Origin of the sequence: Streptomyces rugosispiralis (assembly GCF_024505145.1) — a bacterium.
Classification (GTDB): domain Bacteria; phylum Actinomycetota; class Actinomycetes; order Streptomycetales; family Streptomycetaceae; genus Streptomyces; species Streptomyces rugosispiralis.
Genome location: NZ_JANIAA010000061.1, coordinates 1 through 19,000, shown reverse-complemented (window position 1 = coordinate 19,000; position 19,000 = coordinate 1). Strand labels below are relative to the sequence as shown.

At 71.7% G+C, this 19,000-nt stretch carries 15 protein-coding genes and 1 pseudogene; 4 read left to right on the top strand and 12 right to left on the bottom strand.

Annotated elements, in window-relative coordinates; all coding sequences use genetic code 11:
• Nucleotides 1-4: 4 nt before the first annotated feature.
• Entirely contained in the window at nucleotides 5-1,882 is a 1,878-nt protein-coding gene (locus NP777_RS44090) for an NHL domain-containing thioredoxin family protein (protein WP_256655829.1), read from the bottom strand.
• 245 nt (nucleotides 1,883-2,127) lie between these two features.
• On the opposite strand from NP777_RS44090, the gene NP777_RS44085 reads away from it, so the two are divergent.
• Nucleotides 2,128-2,952, top strand: coding sequence for a maleylpyruvate isomerase family mycothiol-dependent enzyme (locus tag NP777_RS44085; protein WP_256655828.1), 825 nt, complete (start codon nucleotides 2,128-2,130; stop codon nucleotides 2,950-2,952).
• Nucleotides 2,953-2,979: 27 nt separating this feature from the next.
• On the opposite strand, the gene NP777_RS44080 is transcribed toward NP777_RS44085, so the two are convergent.
• The 5 genes from NP777_RS44080 to pdhA all read right to left on the bottom strand — a co-directional run bounded on the left by NP777_RS44080 (nucleotide 2,980) and on the right by pdhA (nucleotide 8,663).
• Nucleotides 2,980-4,275: an MFS transporter gene (locus NP777_RS44080; protein ID WP_256655827.1), complete on the bottom strand. Its 1,296-nt coding sequence runs from the start codon at nucleotides 4,273-4,275 to the stop codon at nucleotides 2,980-2,982.
• Nucleotides 4,272-4,931: a GntR family transcriptional regulator gene (locus tag NP777_RS44075; RefSeq protein WP_256655826.1), complete on the bottom strand. Its 660-nt coding sequence runs from the start codon at nucleotides 4,929-4,931 to the stop codon at nucleotides 4,272-4,274. Before NP777_RS44075 ends, NP777_RS44080 begins: the two co-directional genes overlap by 4 nt.
• A gap of 82 nt (nucleotides 4,932-5,013) precedes the next feature.
• Nucleotides 5,014-6,492: a dihydrolipoamide acetyltransferase family protein gene (locus NP777_RS44070; RefSeq protein ID WP_256655825.1), complete on the bottom strand. Its 1,479-nt coding sequence runs from the start codon at nucleotides 6,490-6,492 to the stop codon at nucleotides 5,014-5,016.
• A gap of 22 nt (nucleotides 6,493-6,514) precedes the next feature.
• Nucleotides 6,515-7,495 carry an alpha-ketoacid dehydrogenase subunit beta gene (locus NP777_RS44065; protein ID WP_256655824.1) on the bottom strand — a complete coding sequence of 327 codons (981 nt, stop codon included), beginning with the start codon at nucleotides 7,493-7,495 and terminating at the stop codon, nucleotides 6,515-6,517.
• A gap of 1 nt (nucleotide 7,496) precedes the next feature.
• A complete protein-coding gene (pdhA, locus tag NP777_RS44060) occupies nucleotides 7,497-8,663 on the bottom strand; it encodes a pyruvate dehydrogenase (acetyl-transferring) E1 component subunit alpha (protein ID WP_256655823.1) in 1,167 nt (388 codons plus the stop codon).
• Between the two features lie 322 nt (nucleotides 8,664-8,985).
• Between pdhA and NP777_RS44055 the strand changes: the two genes are divergently transcribed.
• Nucleotides 8,986-9,651: a response regulator gene (locus NP777_RS44055; protein ID WP_256655822.1), complete on the top strand. Its 666-nt coding sequence runs from the start codon at nucleotides 8,986-8,988 to the stop codon at nucleotides 9,649-9,651.
• Between the two features lie 523 nt (nucleotides 9,652-10,174).
• Complete coding sequence (locus NP777_RS44050) at nucleotides 10,175-11,215, top strand: phosphotransferase (RefSeq protein WP_256655821.1); 1,041 nt, start codon at nucleotides 10,175-10,177, stop codon at nucleotides 11,213-11,215.
• 36 nt (nucleotides 11,216-11,251) lie between these two features.
• On the opposite strand, the gene NP777_RS44045 is transcribed toward NP777_RS44050, so the two are convergent.
• Nucleotides 11,252-12,835, bottom strand: coding sequence for a protein kinase domain-containing protein (locus NP777_RS44045; RefSeq protein ID WP_256655820.1), 1,584 nt, complete (start codon nucleotides 12,833-12,835; stop codon nucleotides 11,252-11,254).
• A gap of 312 nt (nucleotides 12,836-13,147) precedes the next feature.
• Between NP777_RS44045 and NP777_RS44040 the strand changes: the two genes are divergently transcribed.
• A complete protein-coding gene (locus NP777_RS44040; RefSeq protein WP_256655819.1) occupies nucleotides 13,148-14,806 on the top strand; it encodes a protein kinase domain-containing protein in 1,659 nt (552 codons plus the stop codon).
• A 222-nt stretch (nucleotides 14,807-15,028) separates the two neighbouring features.
• Here NP777_RS44040 and NP777_RS44035 read toward each other — a convergent pair whose 3' ends face one another.
• The 5 genes and pseudogenes from NP777_RS44035 to NP777_RS44015 form a co-directional block, all read right to left on the bottom strand.
• Nucleotides 15,029-15,598, bottom strand: coding sequence for a bacterial proteasome activator family protein (locus NP777_RS44035; RefSeq protein ID WP_256655818.1), 570 nt, complete (start codon nucleotides 15,596-15,598; stop codon nucleotides 15,029-15,031).
• Between the two features lie 108 nt (nucleotides 15,599-15,706).
• Nucleotides 15,707-16,177 carry a hypothetical protein gene (locus NP777_RS44030; protein WP_256655817.1) on the bottom strand — a complete coding sequence of 157 codons (471 nt, stop codon included), beginning with the start codon at nucleotides 16,175-16,177 and terminating at the stop codon, nucleotides 15,707-15,709.
• A gap of 248 nt (nucleotides 16,178-16,425) precedes the next feature.
• Entirely contained in the window at nucleotides 16,426-17,403 is a 978-nt protein-coding gene (locus NP777_RS44025; RefSeq protein ID WP_256655816.1) for an NAD(P)H-quinone oxidoreductase, read from the bottom strand.
• Nucleotides 17,404-17,413: 10 nt separating this feature from the next.
• The gene (locus NP777_RS44020) at nucleotides 17,414-18,469 is read right to left on the bottom strand and encodes a potassium channel family protein (RefSeq protein WP_256655815.1); all 1,056 of its coding nucleotides are present in this window, start codon (nucleotides 18,467-18,469) and stop codon (nucleotides 17,414-17,416) included.
• A pseudogene (locus NP777_RS44015) lies at nucleotides 18,466-19,000 on the bottom strand (hypothetical protein); the annotation flags it as partial. The gene NP777_RS44020 and the pseudogene NP777_RS44015, both read right to left, overlap by 4 nt.

Here is a 19,000-nt window from a genome sequence, read left to right as displayed (position 1 = left end):
CGAGTCAGTCGTCCATCCCGGCGAGCACCAGCGGCAGCCGGTTCGCGCCGCCCTCGGTGATCCGCACCGGAACGCCCCAGTCCTGCTGGTGCACATGGCAGGCCGGGTACTCGTTGGCAGGGTCGTCGTCACAGGAGGCGGCCATGGCGGAGACGTGCAGCACGCCCTCGGTCACGCCCTCCGCGAGGGCGAGCTCACGGCTCAGATCCGTCCCCGCGCCGTCGCCCCCGGCCAGCAGCTCCGGCGGGGTCGAGCTGACCAGCAGCCGGGTGGAGGGGCCGTAGCGGGTGTCCAGCTTCTGCCCCTCGGGCGCCTGGAAGACCACGTCAAGACGGAGCCTCCCCGGGGCGATGTCGGTCGCCGCGCGCTGGGTGCGGTGGGCCACCGCCTCGACCCTCACGGCCTCCTCGGGCAGCCGCAGCCGGGTCAGCCGGTGCCGGGCGGACTCCACCACGACGATGTCCCCGTCGGCCAGGACCGCGCCGGAGGGCTCGCGCAGATCCGTGGCGAGCGTGGTGACCTCGCCGGTGGCCGGGTCGTAGCGGCGCAGCGCGTGGTTGTAGGTGTCCGAGATCGCCACCGAGCCGTCGGGGAGCGCGGTGACGCCCAGCGGATGCTGGAGCAGCGCAGAAGCGGCGGCGCCGTCGCGGTGGCCGAAGTCGAAGAGCCCGGTGCCGACGGCCGTACGGACCGTGAAGTCCTTACCGTCACGCTCGAGGTAGCGCACCGCCGATGTCTCGGAGTCCGCGATCCACAGCCGGTCCCCGGTCGCGGCGAGCCCGGAGGGCTGGGCGAACCACGCCTCCTCGGCCGGGCCGTCGACCAGTCCCTCGTTGGTGGTCCCGGCGGCGGCCCGTACGGTCCCGGCCTCCGGGTCGTACGTCCACAGCTGGTGGACGCCCGCCATGGCGATCCACAGCCGGCCGGCGAACCAGGCCACGTCCCAGGGGGAGGACAGGTCGACCTCGCGGGCGGGCCCCTCGGTGGGCGACCCCTGCCACCACTGGCGGCCGGTCCCGGCGAGCGTGGTGACCTCACCGGTGGCCGGGTCGAAGCGGCGCAGCGCGTGGTTCACGGTGTCGGCGACGGCCACGGTGCCGTCGGGGAGCAGGGCGAGCCCCTGGGGCTCGCTGAACCGCGCCCGCTCGCTCGTGCCATCGGTAAGGCCCGTGCCATCGGTAAGGCCGCGTTCGCCCGCGCCGATCCGCCGCACCACGCTCTCGCCGTCCGCCGCGAGCTCCACCAGCTGATGGCGGGTGGTGTCCGAGACGAGGAAGGTGCCGCCGGGCAGCAGCAGCGCCTTACCGGGGAAGCGCAGCTCGGTGGGGACCGGCTCCATCAAGAGGGGGGCGAAGCTCGTTGAGGGGTGGTGGTCGGGCGACGGGTGGGCGTACGGGCCGTCGCCGCGCCGCAGGGTGCCCTTGGCGGCGTGCTCGGCCTCCAGCTGCGCCACGAGGGTCTCCAGGGCGTGGGCGTGGCCCTCTCCCGCGTGCTGGGCGACCACATAGCCCTCGGGGTCGATGACGACGAGGGTGGGCCAGGCCCGTACCGCGTACTGCTTCCAGGTGGCCAGCTCGGGGTCGTCGAGGACCGGGTGGTGCACCTCGTACCGCTCGACCGCGTCCACGACCGCCTGGTGCTCGGCCTCGTGGACGAACTTCGGCGAGTGCACCCCGACGATCACCACGGTGTCGCGGTGCTTCTCCTCCAGTTCGCGCAGCTCGTCCAGGACATGTAGGCAGTTCACACAGCAGAACGTCCAGAAGTCGAGGATGACAATGCGTCCTCGCAGGTCGGTGAGGGTGAGGTCGGTACCGCCGGTGTTGAGCCAGCCGCCCCGGCCAATCAGCTCGGGGGCGCGGACGCGTGCATGTGAAGCCATATCCCCATGAAACAGCAGTCCCGGCCGTGCCATTCCCCCCGCCCCCCGGCGGCTTTCCACCGATGCGTACGGGTACCTCCGGAGATGAGGCCGGGGCGGGCGCACACTACCATCGCGGGCAGGCCGTCAGCCGCCGATCCGGGCCTACGATCAGACCGGAAAGCACTGCCCGTGCGCTCGTGGGCAGCGTAACTTGAACGCACACACCAGCACCCAGCCCGCGCACCAACCGCCCGAGGGGTCCCGTGACCGTCCATCCCAGCCTTCAGACCTCCATCGACGCCTGGACCCACTCCATCGACGCGATAACGGAGTTGGTCAACCCGCTAGCGGAGAGCGAGTGGAACCGCGCCACCGAGTGCCCGGGATGGTCGGTCCGTGACGTCGTCTCGCATGTGATCGGACTCGAATGCGAGATGCTCGGCGACCCCCGCCCCATCCACACCCTGCCGCGCGACCTCTACCACGTCACCAACGAGCTGTCGCGGTACATGGAGGTCCAGGTCGATGTGCGGCGCTGCCACACCGCGCCCGAGATGACCTCCGAGCTGGAGTACACCGTCATCCGGCGGGCCCGCCAGCTGCGGAACGAGAAGCGCCAGCCGGACGCCAAGGTGCGCTGGCCCGGCGGCACCGAGGTGGCGCTGGAGGAGGCCCTCACGCGGCGGGCCTTCGACATCTGGGTGCACGAACAGGATCTGCGCCGGGCGCTGAACAAGCCGGGCAACCTCGACTCGCCGGGCGCCACGATCACCCGTGATCTGCTGCTGGCGGGGCTGCCGAAGGTGGTCGCCAAGGACGCGGGCGCGGCGCCCCAGTCGGCCGTCGTCTTCGATGTGCACGGCCCGATGGAGTTCATGCGGACGGTCCGGGTGGACGCGGACGGCCGGGGCACCATCGACGGCAGCGTCTCGCTGGGGCCGACGGTGACCCTCACCCTGGACTGGGAGACCTACGTCCGGCTGGCCTGTGGGCGGGTGCGGCCCGAGGCGGTCTCGGAGCGGCTGAAGATCGAGGGCGACCAGCAGCTGGCGGACGCGATCCTCCGGCACTTCGCGGTCACGCCGTAGCCCTCCGGGGATCGGAGGGCCACGGCGTCACGCCGGTACGTGCACCGCCTCGACGCGGCTCGCGACCACGCGCTCGCGCTCCCGGCGGTGCGCCCGGCCGCGCAGCCGCAGGATCTGGGTGACGCCGAGCGCCTGGAGCACGAACACCGAGGCGAACGCGATCCGGAAGTTCTGGCCGGTCAGGTCCAGCAGGACGCCGACGGCCAGCAGAGTGGTCATCGAGGCCGTGAAGCCGCCCATGTTGACGATTCCCGAGGCGGTGCCGGTCCGCTCGGGCGGATTGGCGGGCCGGGCGAAGTCGAAGCCGATCATCGACGCGGGCCCGCAGGCGCCGAGCACCGCGCACAGGACGATCAGCAGCCACATGGGCGCGTGGGTGGACGGCCAGAACAGCACGGTGCCCCACAGCAGCGCGGTGGCGCCGACCGTGCCGAGCGCCAGCGGGGCGCGGGCCGCGTGGTGCCGGGCGATGACCTGCCCGTAGACCAGGCCGACCGCCATGTTGGACAGCACCACCAGGGTCAGCAGCTGACCCGCGGTCGCCCGGGACAGCCCCTGGGCCTCGACCAGGAACGGCATCCCCCACAGCAGCAGGAACACCATCCCCGGGAACTGGGTGGTGAAGTGCACCCACAGGCCCAGCCGGGTGCCGGGCTCGCGCCAGGCGTCCGCGATCTGCCGGCGGACGTAGTCGGCGCCCATATGGGAGGCGGGCGCGGGCTCGAAGCCCTTCGGGTGGTCCTTGAGGAAGAACAGCACCAGGACGAAGACGGCCACCCCGCCGAGCGCGCTGCCCGCGAAGGTCGTGGTCCAGCCGGCACCGTGCAGCGCCCGAGCGATCACCAGCGTGGAGACCAGGTTGCCCGCCACGCCGAAGAGCGCGGCGACCTGGGCGATCACCGGCCCCCGGCGGGCCGGGAACCAGCGGGAGCCGAGCCGCAGCACGCTGATGAACGTCAGCGCGTCACCGCAGCCGAGCAGCGCCCGGGAGCCCAGCGCCATCGCGTACGAGTGGGAGAGCGCGAAGCCGAACTGCCCCAGGGTGAAGAGCACCACGCCGAGCATGAGCACCTTACGGGTGCCGAGACGGTCGACCATGAGCCCGACCGGTATCTGCATCCCGGCATAGACCAGCACCTGGAGGATGGAGAAGGTCGACAGCGCGGAGGCGTTGATGTGGAAGCGCTCGGCGGCGTCGATACCGGCGACGCCGAGGCTGGTGCGATAGGTGATGGCGACGAAGTAGACGGCGACGCCCAGGCCCCACACGGCGACGGCACGACGTCCGCCGGGTGGATCGCCGGGCAGCTGGGCCGAGGTCATCGCACCTCACCCCGGGCCAGGTTGTTCACCCAGCTGATGTGGCGCTGCACAAGACCGGACGCGAAACCGGCGTCCCCGGCGCGCAGCGCCTGGAGGATCTCCGTGTGCTCGGTGATGTTCTTGGCGATGCGGTCGGGCTCGGCGTGCATGGTGGCCACGCCCATCCGCAGCTGGCGGTCCCGCAACTGGTCGTACAGCTGCGCCAGGATGGCGTTCCCCGCCGCCCGGACGATCGCCGCGTGGAAGCAGCGGTCGGCGGCCGCGAAGGCGGCCAGGTCCCCGGCCGCCGCGTGCGCCCTCTGCTCCTCGAGCAGCTCCTCGAGCCGGGCCAGCAGCTGCCCGCCGGCCGGGACGACCTTGGCGACCGCGTGCTGCTCCACGAGCAGCCGGGTCTCGACCACGTCCGCGATCTCCTGGGAGGAGACCGGCAGCACCAGGGCGCCCTTCTTCGGATAGAGCTTGAGCAGCCCCTCGGCCTCCAGGCGCAGCAGCGCCTCCCGGACGGGGGTGCGGGAGACCCCGACGGCCTCCGCGAGTTCGCCCTCGCTCAGCAGTGTGCCGCCCTCGTAGCGGCGGTCGAGGACGGCTTGTTTGACGTGGTGGTAGACGCGTTCGGCGGCAGGGGGCGGCTTGGTGGCCGTATCGGCGGGACTCATGATGCGCACATCATAGATACAAGATGCATGCGCACTCATCCCCCGTCCGCGATGCGGACGGGGGACGGTGTCTACTGCCGCGTCAGGCCCAGGTGATGAGGCGCTTGGGGCGCTCCAGGACGGCCGCGACATCCGCGAGCACCTTGGAGCCCAGCTCGCCGTCGACCAGCCGGTGGTCGAAGGAGAGCGCCAGCGTGGTCACCTGGCGCGGCTTGACCTCGCCCTTGTGGACCCACGGCTGGAGCTTGACCGCGCCGAAGGCGAGGATCGCGGACTCCCCGGGGTTGATGATCGGGGTGCCCGCGTCGATGCCGAAGACGCCGACGTTGGTGATGGTGATCGTGCCGCCGGACATCGCGGCCGGGGTGGTCTTGCCCTCACGGGCGGTGGTGACCAGCTCACCCAGGGCGGACGCCAGTTCGGGCAGGGTCTTGGCGTCGGCGTCCTTGATGTTGGGGACGATCAGCCCGCGCGGGGTCGCCGCCGCGATGCCCAGATTGACGTAGTCCTTGTAGACGATCTCCTGGTTGTCCTCGTCCCAGGTGGCGTTGATGTCCGGATTGCGCCGGATGGCCACCAGCAGGGCCTTGGCGACCAGCAGCAGCGGGTTGACCCGCAGCCCGGACAGCTCCGGGTCCTGCTTGAGGTCGGCCACGAGCTTCATCGTGCGGGTCACGTCGACCGTCACGAACTCGGTCACATGCGGGGCGGTGAAGGCGCTGTGGACCATCGCCTGCGCGGTGGCCTTCCGTACGCCCTTCACGGGCACCCGGCGCTCCCGGCCCTCGGCGGCCGCGACGGCGGCGGACGGGGCCGCCACGGGCGTCTCCCGGGCCGCCTGGACGGCCTCGGCGGCCGCGTGGACGTCCTCGCGGGTGATGATCCCGTCCGCCCCGCTCGGGGTGACCGCCTCCAGGTCGATGCCCAGGTCCTTGGCCAGCTTGCGGACCGGGGGCTTGGCCAGCGGCCGCGCGGTCCGGCCGCTGCCGTTCAGGGCGGGCGCGGGGGCGGGCGCGGCCTCCGGGCGCGCGGGGGCGGGAGCGGGCGCGGGAGCGGGCTCCTGCGGCGCGGGCGCCCCGGCGGACGGGGCGGGCGCCCCGGCGGACGGGGCGGGCGCGGACCGCTGGGGGCCGCCCGGCAGCGGCTTGCGCGGACGGCGCTTGGTGGAGGCCGGGGCCGCCCCGTAGCCGACCAGGTTGGCCTGCCGGCCCTCCTTCTGCTCCGGCTCGGCCGCGGCGGCCGGCTGCTCGGCGGCGGGGGCCTCGGCGGCGGGAGCGGCCTGGGGCGCCGCCTCCCCCGCCCCGGGGTCGGTGTCCACCGAGATGATCGGCGTCCCCACGTCCACGGTGGCACCCTCGTCGAAGCGCAGCTCGTGCACCACGCCGTCGAAGGGGATGGGCAGCTCGACGGCGGCCTTGGCGGTCTCGACCTCGCACACCACCTGACCGTCGGTCACGGTGTCGCCCGGCGCCACGAACCACTTGAGGATCTCGGCCTCGGTCAGCCCCTCGCCCACATCGGGCATCTTGAACTCACGGAAGCGCTGTTCGACTGCGGTCATCGTCACGATCTCCTCAAGCCCTTCAGTACGCCAACGCGCGGTCTACGGCGTCGAGCACCCGGTCCAGCCCCGGAAGGTACTCGTCCTCGAGCCGTGACGGCGGGTACGGCGAGTGGAAGCCGCCGACCCGCAGCACCGGGGCCTGGAGGTGATAGAAGCACCTCTCGGTGATGCGCGCGGCGATCTCCGCCCCGGTGCCCAGGAATACCGGAGCCTCGTGGACGACGACCAGCCGCCCCGTCCGCTCCACGGAACGCTGGATCGAGTCGAAGTCGATCGGCGACATCGACCGCAGGTCCAGGACCTCGACCGACTTGCCCTCCTCGGCGGCGGCCGCGGCGGCGTCCAGGGCGACCTTCACCATCGGGCCGTAGGCCGCGAGCGTCAGGTCCGCCCCCGGCCGCACCACCCGGGCGGCGTGCAGCGGCCCGGGGATCGCGGCGGTGTCGACCTCGGACTTGTCGTGGTAGCGGCGCTTGGGCTCGAAGTAGATCACCGGGTCATCGCTGTCGATGGCCTGCTGCAGCATCCAGTAGGCGTCGGAGGCGTTGGCGGGCGAGACCACCTTCAGACCGGCCACATGCGCGAACAGCGCCTCCGGCGACTCGCTGTGGTGCTCCACCGCGCCGATGCCGCCGCCGTACGGAATGCGGACGACGACCGGCAGCTTGACCTTGCCGAGCGAGCGTGCGTGCATCTTGGCGAGCTGGGTGACGATCTGGTCGTAGGCGGGGAAGACGAAACCGTCGAACTGGATCTCCACCACCGGGCGGTAGCCGCGCAGCGCGAGCCCGATCGCGGTGCCCACGATGCCGGACTCGGCGAGCGGGGTGTCGATGACCCGGTCCTCGCCGAAGTCCTTCTGCAGCCCGTCGGTGACGCGGAAGACGCCACCGAGCTTGCCGACGTCCTCGCCCATGATCAGAACCTTGGGGTCGGTCTCGAGGGCCGTGCGCAGGGACGCGTTGATCGCCTTGGAGAGCGACATCTTCTCGGCGGCCATGTCAGATGCCTTCCTCAGCGGTGACGAACGAAGCCTGGTACTCGGCGAACTGCCCCCGCTCCTCGTCGACGAGCGCGTGCCCATCGGCGTAGACGTGCTCGAACATCGCCATGTCCTCGGGGTCGGGCATCGCCCGTACGGCGTCCCGGACCCGCTTGGCCAGCGCGTCGCTCTCCCGCTCGAGATCGGCGAAGTACGCGTCGTCGGCCAGGCCCTCGCGGGTCAGCAGGGTGCGCAGCCGCAGGATCGGGTCCTTGGTCTCCCACAGCTCCCGCTCCTCGGGGGAGCGGTAGCGCGTGGGGTCGTCGGAGGTGGTGTGGGCGCCCATGCGGTAGGTGAACGCCTCGATGAGCATCGGGCCCTGCCCGGTGCGCGCCCGCTCCAGCGCGGCCTTGGTGACGGCCAGACAGGCGAGCACGTCATTGCCGTCCACCCGCACCCCGGGGAAGCCGAAGCCCTGGGCCCGCTGGTAGAGCGGCACCCGGGTCTGCTTCTCGGTGGGCTCGGAGATGGCCCACTGGTTGTTCTGGCAGAAGAAGACGACCGGGGCGTTGTAGACCGCGGAGAAGGTGAACGATTCGGCGACATCGCCCTGGCTGGAGGCGCCGTCACCGAAGTAGGCCAGGACCGCGGCGTCCGCGCCGTCCTTGGCCACGCCCATCGCGTAGCCGGTCGCGTGCAGCGTCTGCGAGCCGATCACGATGGTGTACAGGTGGAAGTTGTTGCTGTTCGGGTCCCAGCCGCCGTGGTTCACCCCACGGAACATCCCCAGCAGATTGGTCGGGTCGACCCCCCGGCACCACGCCACTCCGTGCTCGCGGTAGGTGGGGAAGACATAGTCGGCGTCGTTCAGCGCCCGGCCGGAGCCGATCTGCGCCGCCTCCTGGCCGAGCAGCGAGGCCCACAGGCCCAGTTCGCCCTGGCGCTGCAGGGTGGTGGCCTCGGCGTCGAACCTCCGTGTCAGCACCATGTCCCGGTACAGACCGCGCAGCTCTTCCGGGGTGGGGTCGATGGCGTACTCGGGGTGCTCGACACGCTCGCCCTCGGGGGTCAGCAGCTGTACGAGTTCGGTCTGGCCCGCAGGCTGCTTCTTGGTGTCCCGCGCGGTGGTGCTGCGCTTGGCTCCGCTGCGGCGCGGCTTGCGCGCGGCAGTGCTCTCCACGGTCACGTGTGCTCCTCCGTCTGTCCGGCCTCCGGGATCCGCCGGCGGCCAGTTGCGGCTCGCCCGTTCCGCCACGGCGCACGGGGTGGGTGCGCCGGAGCATGACCGGGCGTGACAGGTTCCCGGCGGCTGGCCCTGCACAAGGCACGTTACCCAGTGGGTCGCTTGTCTGCGAAACCCCACCTGACCTGCAATTTTGCTTGGATTTCCAAGTAAATCGCGCGGGTGGGGAAACTTCCACTGGTCACAGCCCCGCAGGCCGCCGGACAAGCGCACGGTATCCCGCTGGGCAACGACGCGGGAAGACTTCGTGTGTGAGACTGGATCCGTGCGCGAAGAAGGAAAAATAGGGATTTTCCTGGTCGACGACCATGAAGTCGTCCGACGCGGCGTACGAGACCTGCTCGCGGGCGAGCCGGACATGGAGGTGGTCGGCGAGGCGGGCACCGCGGCCGACGCGCTGGCGCGCATCCCGGCCGCCCGCCCGGACGTCGCCGTCCTGGACATCAGGCTGCCCGACCGCAGCGGGGTCGAGGTCTGCCGGGAGATCCGCACCCGGTACGAGAGCGTCCGCTGCATGATGCTCACCTCCTTCGCCGACGACGAGGCGCTCTTCGACGCCATCATCGCGGGCGCCTCCGGCTACGTCCTGAAGGACATCCGCGGCGACGAACTGCTCGCCGCGGTCCGGGACGTGGCCGCGGGCCGGTCGCTGCTCGACCCGGTGGCCACCGCCCGGGTGCTGGAGCGGCTGCGCGGCCAGACGGCCGCCCCGGACGACCAGCTCGCCGCCCTCACCGAGCAGGAGCGCCGGATCCTGCTGCTGATCGGGGAGGGGCTCACCAATCGGGCGATCGGCGAGCGGCTGCACCTCGCCGAGAAGACCATCAAGAACTATGTCTCCAGCCTGCTCTCCAAGCTGGGCATGGAGCGCAGGTCGCAGGCGGCGGCGTACGTCGCCCGGATGCAGGCGACGCAGGCGCAAAAACGCTAGCGCTAGCGTCGGCGGGGGCACCGATACGCGACTCCGCCGCATGGCAGGAGCCCCGCCCCCGAACCCGGGGTCTGGGGCGGAGCCCGCCTCCAGCCCCTCCGACGCATGAGCAGCGGGGCCCAGGGGCGAAGCCCCACCTTCCAACCCCTCCGGCGCTTCAGGAGCGAGGTCTGGGGCGGAGCCCCGCCTTCCCCCTCCGACGCATGAGCAGCGAGATCTGGGACGAAGCCCCACCTCCAGCCCCTCCGGCGCTCCAGGAGCAGGGTCTGGGGCGGAGCCCCGCCTTCCCCCTCCGACGCATGAGCAGCGAGATCTGGGACGAAGCCCCACCTCCAGCCCCTCCGGCGTTTGAGGAGCGGGGTCTGGGGCGGAGCCCCAGTTGAGGGAAGGGGCGGGGAGGGGAACAGCCCGCCGCAGGCGCCAGAACGCATCGCCCCCGCCCCGGTCAACCGGCCACGCCCCCAGGGCACCGCCCATCCCGGCGAACGCTGACGACGATGCCCGGTGATCTAACATCTGGCAGGTGCCGCGCTCACATGTACACTCCGCCGAGGCCGCTCCCGACGGGGAAACCCTGAGCGCCCTGCTCCGCCGCTATGACACCGCCGGTGAGGCCGTCTCCTGCGAACCGCTCACCCAGGGGCTGCTCAACCGGGGCTACCGCCTCGCCACCACCCGCGGCCGGTTCTTCCTCAAACACCATCTCGACGGCGACCGCACCGCCATCGCCCGCCAGCACCGCGTCACCCAGCGGCTGGAGGCGCTCGGGGTGCCCGTCGCCCCGCCGGTCCCGGACGCCGACGGCCGTACGGTCGCCGTCATCGGCGGCCGCTGCTACGCGTTACACCCCTGGATCGACGGGCGGCACCGCGACGGCGGGGAGCTGACCGCCCCCCAGTGCTGGCGGCTGGGCGGGCTGCTCGGGCTCGTCCACACCTGTCTGGAGCGGGTCATGCGGGCCCGTACGGGCGACCGCAGGCCGCCCGTGGAGGCCGCAGCCGACCCCGAGGACACCTTCGACGTCATCGACGAGCTGCTCACGCTGATCCGGGAGCGCCGGAACCGCGACACCTTCGACGAGCTCGCCGAGCACCGGCTGGTCGAGCGGCGGGCGCTGCTGGAGCGGCACGCCCACCGCCGCCCGGAAGCGGACGCCGTCCCGGTCGCCGGCTGGGTGCACGGCGACTTCCACCCGCTGAACCTGCTCTACCGCGACACGGAACCGGCCGCCATCGTCGACTGGGACCGGCTCGGGGTGCAGCCGCGCGCCGAGGAGGCGGTCCGGGCCGCCGCGATCTTCTTCGTACGGCCCGACGGCACCCTGGAGCTCACCAAGGTGCGGTCCTACGCGCGGGCGTACCGCTGCGCGGCGGGGGCCGGGACCTCCGAGATGGCCGCGGCCGTGCACCGGGTGTGGTGGGAGCGGCTGAACGACTTCTGGATGCTGCGCTGGCGCTACCAGCGCGGGGACCGGCGCGCCGATCCGCAGTTCCCGGCGGCCGCCGCGCTGGTGGTGTGGTGGACCCGGGAGTACGACGCGGTCCGCGACGCCTTCTGCGGGTGACGGGAGCGCGGGGGCGCCGTGGGGCGCCCCCGGCCGTCAGGGGGTGCCGGCGCCACCGTCCGAGGCGCCCGCCGTGTCACCGGTGGGATCGGTGGTGCCCGGGTCGGTCTCCGGGTCCGTCGGCGTGGTGGTCGGATCGCCGCCGCCCGGGGTGGTCGGATCTCCGGTCGGCTCGTTGGTGCCCGGGTCCGTCGGCTGGTCCGTCGGCTGGTCCGTGGGGTTGTCCTGGTACGTCGGCGTCGGGTCCCCGGTCGGGGTGTAGTCGCTGCCCGTGTCCCCGGAATTGTCGCCGTTGCCGCTCGGGGCCGTCTCGTCGCTCGAGTCCTCGCTCGGCTTGTCGGTCGGCTTCTTCGTCTTCTCCTGGGTGACCGACGTCTGGTGCTTGCTCGGCTGCTTGTCGCCGCCCTTGTCGCCCATCTGGAGGGCGAAGGCGACCCCCGTCGCGACCGCGATCACCGCGAGCACCGCGATCAGCCACATCCTGCCGCGGCCCTTACGGCGGCCGGAACCGCCGTGGTAGCCGCCGCCACCGCCGCCGGGTCCTGTGACGATCGGCTGCTGAGAGGTCTCGCCGTGGCCCGGGTGCGGCAGCGCGGTGGTGGCCCCGATGCCCGGCATGCCCATGGCGGGGGTGGCGGCGCCCAGGTGCTGGGTGACCGGGCCGGTGTTCCACATGCCGGTGTGGCCACCGGCCTCGTGGAGCATCTGGAGCGCGTACTGGACCAGTCCGCGCATCTCCTCGGCGCTCTGGAACCGGTCGTCCGGGTCCTTGGCGAGGGAGCGCATGACCAGGCCGTCCAGCTCCGGCGGCACGGTGCCGGAGGTCTCCGACGGGGGCACCGGGGTGTCCTGGACGTGCTGGTACACCACCGACAGCGGGGTCTCCCCGGTGAACGGCGGGCGCAGCGCCAGCAGCTCGTAGAGCAGGCAGCCGGTGGCGTAGAGGTCGGAGCGGTGGTCCACGGCCTTGCCGAGGGCCTGCTCCGGCGAGAGGTACTGCGGGGTGCCCATGACCATGCCGGTCTGGGTCATGGTGGACTGGGCGCCGTGCAGGGCGCGGGCGATGCCGAAGTCCATGACCTTGACCGCGCCGCTGTGGGTGATGATCACGTTGGCGGGCTTGATGTCACGGTGCACGATGCCGTGCTGATGGCTGTAGGCGAGCGCCTCCAGCACCCCGGAGACGATGATCAGCGCCTGGTCCGGCGGCGGCGCCTCGGCGTTGAGCAGCAGATCGCGGATGGTCCGGCCCTCGACCAGCTCCATGACGATGTACGGCACGGTGTTCTGGCCGACGACGTCCTCGCCGGAGTCGTAGACCGCCACCACGGCGTGGTGGTTCAGCCCGGCCACGGACTGTGCCTCGCGGGTGAAGCGGGCCTTGGACACCGGGTCCTCGGCCAGATCGGCTCGGAGCAGCTTCACCGCGACCGTACGGCCGAGCCGGAGGTCCTCGGCGGCGAACACCTCCGCCATACCGCCGCGGCCGAGTCGACTGGTAAGCCGATATCGACCATCGCCGACAAGTCCTCCGTTACCCCACACCTCGGGCGTATCCGGCATTCCGGACCCGCTGGCGTCAGGATCGGAGGGCCCCTGGGCGCTCTGGGTCTGTGCCATCGGTCCTCGCCGTCTCGTTCTCGGTGGGGGTCGGGTCGAGATCGCCCCGCCCACGGGCGGTACGGTTCCCGCTAGGCACGCTACAGCCTTCGCGCCGTGTATCGGTTGGTGATGGACCGGCCATCAAACCTGTTGACGGTGAAGCGATGCAAATCGCGTGACGAGTTCTTGCGCATCCGGTCACGGAACGGGCACCGCTGCTTGACGTGTCCGTGGCCTGGGGCAGACTTGGCCACGATATCCAGAACATCAAGATCAATGCGTCGAAACGTGCGCGTCAGAGTAGTGAGTGCGCCAAGGGGGAAGTACGAAATGAGCCAGTACGGCGCATCGGGCAGGTATCAAGGCCACTCTCTGGCGAACGGCCGGTATCAGCTGCGTGACCTGCTGGGCGAGGGCGGCATGGCCTCCGTTCACCTGGCCTATGACACCGTGCTGGACCGCCAGGTCGCGATCAAGACACTCCACACCGAGCTGGGACGCGAACAGTCCTTCCGCGAGCGGTTCCGCCGCGAGGCCCAGGCGGTGGCGAAACTCACGCACACCAATATCGTCTCGGTCTTCGACACCGGCGAGGACGCCATCGACGGCTCCCTGATGCCGTACATCGTCATGGAGTACGTCGAGGGGCAGCCGCTGCGCTCGGTCCTGGACGGCGATGTCCGGCAATACGGCGCGATGCCGACCGAAAAGGCCCTGAAGATCACCAGCGATGTACTGGCGGCGCTGGAGATCAGTCATGAGATGGGGCTGGTCCACCGCGACATCAAGCCAGGTAACGTGATGATGACCAAGCGTAATGTGGTCAAAGTCATGGACTTCGGCATCGCCCGCGCCATGCAGTCCGGGGTCACCTCCATGACCCAGACCGGCATGGTCGTCGGCACTCCGCAGTACCTCTCGCCGGAGCAGGCGCTGGGCCGTGGAGTGGACGCCCGCAGCGACCTGTACTCGGTCGGCATCATGCTCTTCGAGCTGCTGACCGGCCGGCTGCCGTTCGACGCGGACTCGCCGCTGGCCATCGCGTACGCGCACGTCCAGGAGGAGCCGGTCGCGCCCTCCTCGATCAACCAGTCCATTCCCCCGGCGGTGGACGCGCTGGTGGCCCGCGCCCTGAAGAAGAACCCGAACGAGCGCTTCCCGACCGCCGAGGCCATGCGCGACGAATGCGCACGAGTCGCCCGTACCGGGCAGACCGGCGCCTCCCCCATCATCATCAGCGGCGGCCCCCCGGCGCGCAGCGGCGCCGGTGTCGGCTCGGCGGTCTTCCCGCCGATCGACCAGCAGACGCCCGTGCCCGGCCCCGGCAGCGTCCAGACGCCGTACCAGCCGCAGCACACCCCCGGGCAGTTCGGCGCCTTCGGCCCGTCCACCCCGCCGCCCCCGGCCGGCCCGTCCACGACACCCCTGGGGCAGGCGGGCTATCAGACCCCGGCACCGTCGTACCAGGGCCCCAGCACCCCGCCGCCGTACAACATCTCGCCCTCGGCGCCGTCCGGGAAGGGCGGCGGCAGCGGCAACAAGCGCGTGATCATAGGCTCGGCCGTCGTCGCGGCGGTCGCGGTCATCGCCGTGATCCTGGTCATCGCGCTCAGCGGCGACGACGGCGGCTCCAAGGACGAGAGCAAGGGGGGCGGTGGCGGCAATTCGGCGTCGCCGTCGGCCTCCGACACCGCCGCGGGCTTCCGCATGGGCGACAAGACCAAGACCATCGAAACGAAGAAGTGCACCGACGCGTACGAGAACACCGATGAGAAGGGCACGTACTCGGTGCCCGACTTCCAGAACCTCTACGTCGACTCGGTGAAGAATTGCATCCGCGCGGCGGGCTGGAAGTACCGCGTGGTGCCCCAGGACGAGAATCTGTGGGGCAAGGGCACCGTCCTCAATTACACGTACCGGAACTACGAGCCGTACAACCCCAAGACGGACACCATCGAGCTGACCGTCTCCACCGGCAACCCGGAGTAGGGGCGGCTCTCACCCCGCTTCCGGCGTAACACGACGCCGCGGGCCTCATCGGAAGGTGAGGCCCGCGGCGTCGTTTCGTTATGTCCGGCGCGTGTCCGGTCGTTGTGTCGTGTCCGGTCGTTGTGTCGTGTCCGGTCGTTGTGTCCGGTCGTTGTGTCCGGCGCGTCTCCCGGTCGTCGTGACCGGTGCGTGGCTCGGGGAGCGGCTCAGCGGCTCAGCGGCTCAGAGGTACGGTCCCGAGCGGGCGCCGCCCGGCTTGAGCGCGGCCTCGTCCTCCTCGCCCCCGCCGATCCCCGGCGGCAGCGCCCGGCGCATCTGCTCAAGCTGCGCACGCGCCGCCATCTGCTGGGCGAACAGAGTGGTCTGGATGCCGTGGAACAGCCCCTCAAGCCAGCCGACCAACTGAGCCTGCGCGATGCGCAGTTCCGCCTCGGTGGGCACCGCCTCGTCCGTGAAGGGCAGCGACAGCCGCTCCAGCTCCCCGATCAGCTCGGGGGCCAGCCCGTCCTCCAGCTCCTTCACCGAGCTGGAGTGGATCTCCTTGAGCCGGACCCGGCTGGCCTCGTCCAGAGGTGCGGCACGGACCTCCTCCAGAAGCTGTTTGATCATGCTGCCGATCCGCATGACCTTCGCCGGCTGTTCGACCATGTCCGTCACGGGAACCTCGCGCGACTCGTCGTCACCACCGCCCTCGCCGGAAGCAGGAGCGACGCCGCCGAGTGCCATGCCGTCCGGACCGACGACCAGGACGTGCGGGCTCTCCTGCGCTCGTTCGTTCATCGGCTGGTTCATACCCCCATTGTTCCGCACCGGCACCCGGTACGACGGGCGAGGGTCGAGGATTCCGCGGCGATCACCGGCGAAGGCCGTCAGATCAGTGACGGCACTCAGCGGCGGCGCTCAGCGGCGGCGCAGCCGCAGACCGAAGAACGCCAGGCCGAGGCCGAGTCCGGTGAGCGCGAGACCGGTGCCCAGCGGCAGCACCCGCATCGCCCGCGCGCTGGGCTCGGCGGCGGTCCGCTGAGCACCGTAAGGCTGTCCGGACGGGAGCGACTCGCGCGCCTGGTGCCGGTCCGGCCGCTGCGGGACGGAGAGGGAGGACGGCGTCCACTCGGGCACCACCGAGAACCGCCCGGTGCCCTCGTCGTCCCCGGTGTCCGCCGAGGGGTCCCCGTCCGGCGACGAGGGGGTCGGCGTCCCGGTGCGGCCGGGGTGCGCACGGCCCTCGCCCGCGCGGGTGCCCGCCAGCCCGCCACCGTCGTCGGCGGGGGCGGCGGCGGCCGGGGTGGCGGACGCGGCGGGGGCCGCGGCCAGGGCGGTGCTCGCCAGCAGGGCCGCCGCGGGGAGTGTGCGAAGCGTCGCAGGGTTCACGGTGGTCACCCTCCCGTGCCGAACCGTTGCGTAACGGGATCAGCCTCACATGAGGGCGAGAACCGGGCATCCTGAGCGCCGCCGTACGGACCGCGGCGTCCGCCGTAAGGACCGCGACAGCGCCAAAAGGGCCACGATGCCCGCCGTAAGGACTGCGACAGCGCCATAAGGGCGGCCGCAGCGGCGCCGTAAGGACTGCGACAGCGCCGTAAGGATCGCGGCGGCGCCGCCGTACGGACCCGTGGCGCTCAGGTCGTCAGGAGGATCTTGCCCACATGCGCGCTGGACTCCAGCAGCCGGTGAGCCTCCGGGGCCTCCCGCATCGGGATGGTGCTGTGGACGATCGGGCGGACCTGGCCGCCGCCGATCAGCGGCCAGACATGCTCCCGTACCGCCGCGATGATCGCCGACTTCTGCGCCAGCGAGCGGCCCCGCAGCCCGGTGGCCGTCACGGCGGCGCTCTTGGACAGCAGGGTGGCCAGGTTCAGCTCGGCCTTCACCCCGCCCTGGAGCCCGATGATCGCCAGCCGTCCGTTGAGGGCGAGCGTCTCCAGATTCCGGGCGAGGTACTTCGCGCCGACGATGTCCAGGATGACGTCCGCGCCCGCGCCGTCGGTGGCCCGGCGGATCTCCTCGACGAAGTCCTGCTCGCGGTAGTCGATCAGGATGTCGGCGCCGAGCTCCTGGCAGGCGGCCAGCTTCTCCGGACCGCCGGCGGTCACCGCGACCCGCGCCCCGACCGCCTTCGCGAGCTGGATCGCCATGGTGCCGATGCCGCTCGATCCGCCGTGCGCCAACAGCGTCTCGCCCGGCCGGAGATGGGAGATCATGAAGACGTTGGACCAGACGGTGGCGGTCACCTCGGGCAGCGCGGCGGCCGTGACCAGGTCCACGCCCTCGGGAAGGGGCAGCAGTTGCCCCGACGGAACCGCCACCTTCTCGGCGTATCCACCGCCCGCGAGCAGGGCGCACACCTCGTCGCCCACCGCCCAGCCGGTGACGCCGGGGCCCAGCGCCGAGATCCGGCCCGAGCACTCCAGACCGGCGTAGGGCGAGGCTCCGGGCGGCGGCGGGTAGTGGCCCTGGCGCTGGAGCACATCCGCGCGATTGACGCCGGCGGCCGCTACGTCGACCAGGACCTCGCCCTCGCCGGGCACGGGGTCGGGGACCTCCGCCCATACCAGGGCTTCGGGGCCACCGGGTTCGGGAATCGTGATCGCATGCATGGGCGCGAGGCTACTCCTGGACCATCGGCGCGCGAACGATTGTGATCAAGCGGTCGGCCGCCTGCAGCGGGCTGGCGGCGGGGTCGTCGTACGCGAGGAGGCGATGGCCGCGCAGCACGGACACCACGAGATCCTCCGTGTCCCGCACCGACTTGCCCACCTCGGCCTTCACCACCGTGCGCTCCACCAGGTCCAGGCCCGTGCCCTGCTGGATCAGGTCCTCGATCACCGCACCGGCCGTCGGGCTCTGCACGCTCATGCCGAGCAGGCGGCCCGCCGCGCTGGCGCTGGTGATCACCGCGTCGGCCCCGGACTGGCGCAGCAGCGGCGCGTTCTCCTCCTCGCGCACCGCCGCCACGATGTTGGCGCCCCGGTTGAGCTGCCGGGCCGTCAGCGTGACCAGGACCGCGGTGTCATCGCGCTGGGTGGCGATCACGAACTGGCGGGCGCGCTGCGCCTCCGCCCGCAACAGCACATCGCTGCGGGTCGCGTCGCCGACCACCCCCGCGAACCCCTCGGCGTTCGCCGCCTCGATCACCTTGTGGTTGGGGTCCACCACGACCACCCGGTTCTTGGGCAGCCCCGTCGCACAAAGGGTCTCCACCGCGGACCGCCCCTTCGTACCGAAGCCCACTACGACGGTGTGATCACGCAACGCTGACCTCCAGCGGTTCAGGCGGTACTGCTCGCGGGTGCGTTCGGCCAGGACTTCCAGGGTGGTGCCGACCAGGATGATCAGAAAGAGCACGCGCAACGGCGTGACCAGCAGGATGTTGCTGAGCCGCGCACTGTCGCTGTACGGCACGATGTCGCCGTATCCGGTCGTGGACAGCGTGACCGTCGAGTAGTAGACGGAGTCGAGGAAGTCGACCTGATCGTCGGCGTTGTCGTGGTAGCCGGAGCGGTCGACGTACACGATGACCACCGTCAGCACCAGCACCAGCAGCGCCAGCAGCAGCCGGCGGCCGACCTGGCGCAGCGGGCCCGCGGGGAAGTGGGGCAGATGGACGCGGTGGCCGCCGTCCCCGGGGGTGCGGGCGGCCGCGTCATGGCTGGGCAGCTTCACGCCGGGCCCTCCTGGGGGGATATGTCCTCACCATCGGTCGCCCGGTCGGTGTGTTGGCGCGCCCGGTCCGCGTGCCCCGGTTGCTCCATGGCGCTCGCCGACCACGGGAGATCCAGTACGTCCACCTCCGTGCCGCGCCTCGCCCCGCCGGGCGGGATCACGGCGAGGCCGTCGGCCACCGCGATGCCGCGCAGCATCGCCGGGCCGTTGAAGCGCAGCGGCACGGCCGCGTCCTGCCGGAAGATCACGGGGACGAGCCGGGTGTCCCGCGGATGCCCCTGCACGGCCTCGGCCAGCGGGGCCGGACCCGGGTCGGGGGCCGGGCGGCCCGTCAGCGTCCGCAGCAGCGGCTCGGCGAGGGTCAGCAGACCGGAGACCGCCGCCAGCGGATTGCCCGGGAGGCCGACGAGATGCCGGGCGGGGCGGGATGGGCGTTCGGGGGTTTCGGTGCTTTCGGGGGCTTCGGTGCTTTCGGGGGTAGCGGGCTCGGCGGGCTCGGCGGGGGGGGGGGGGGGTGGGGGGGTGGGGGGG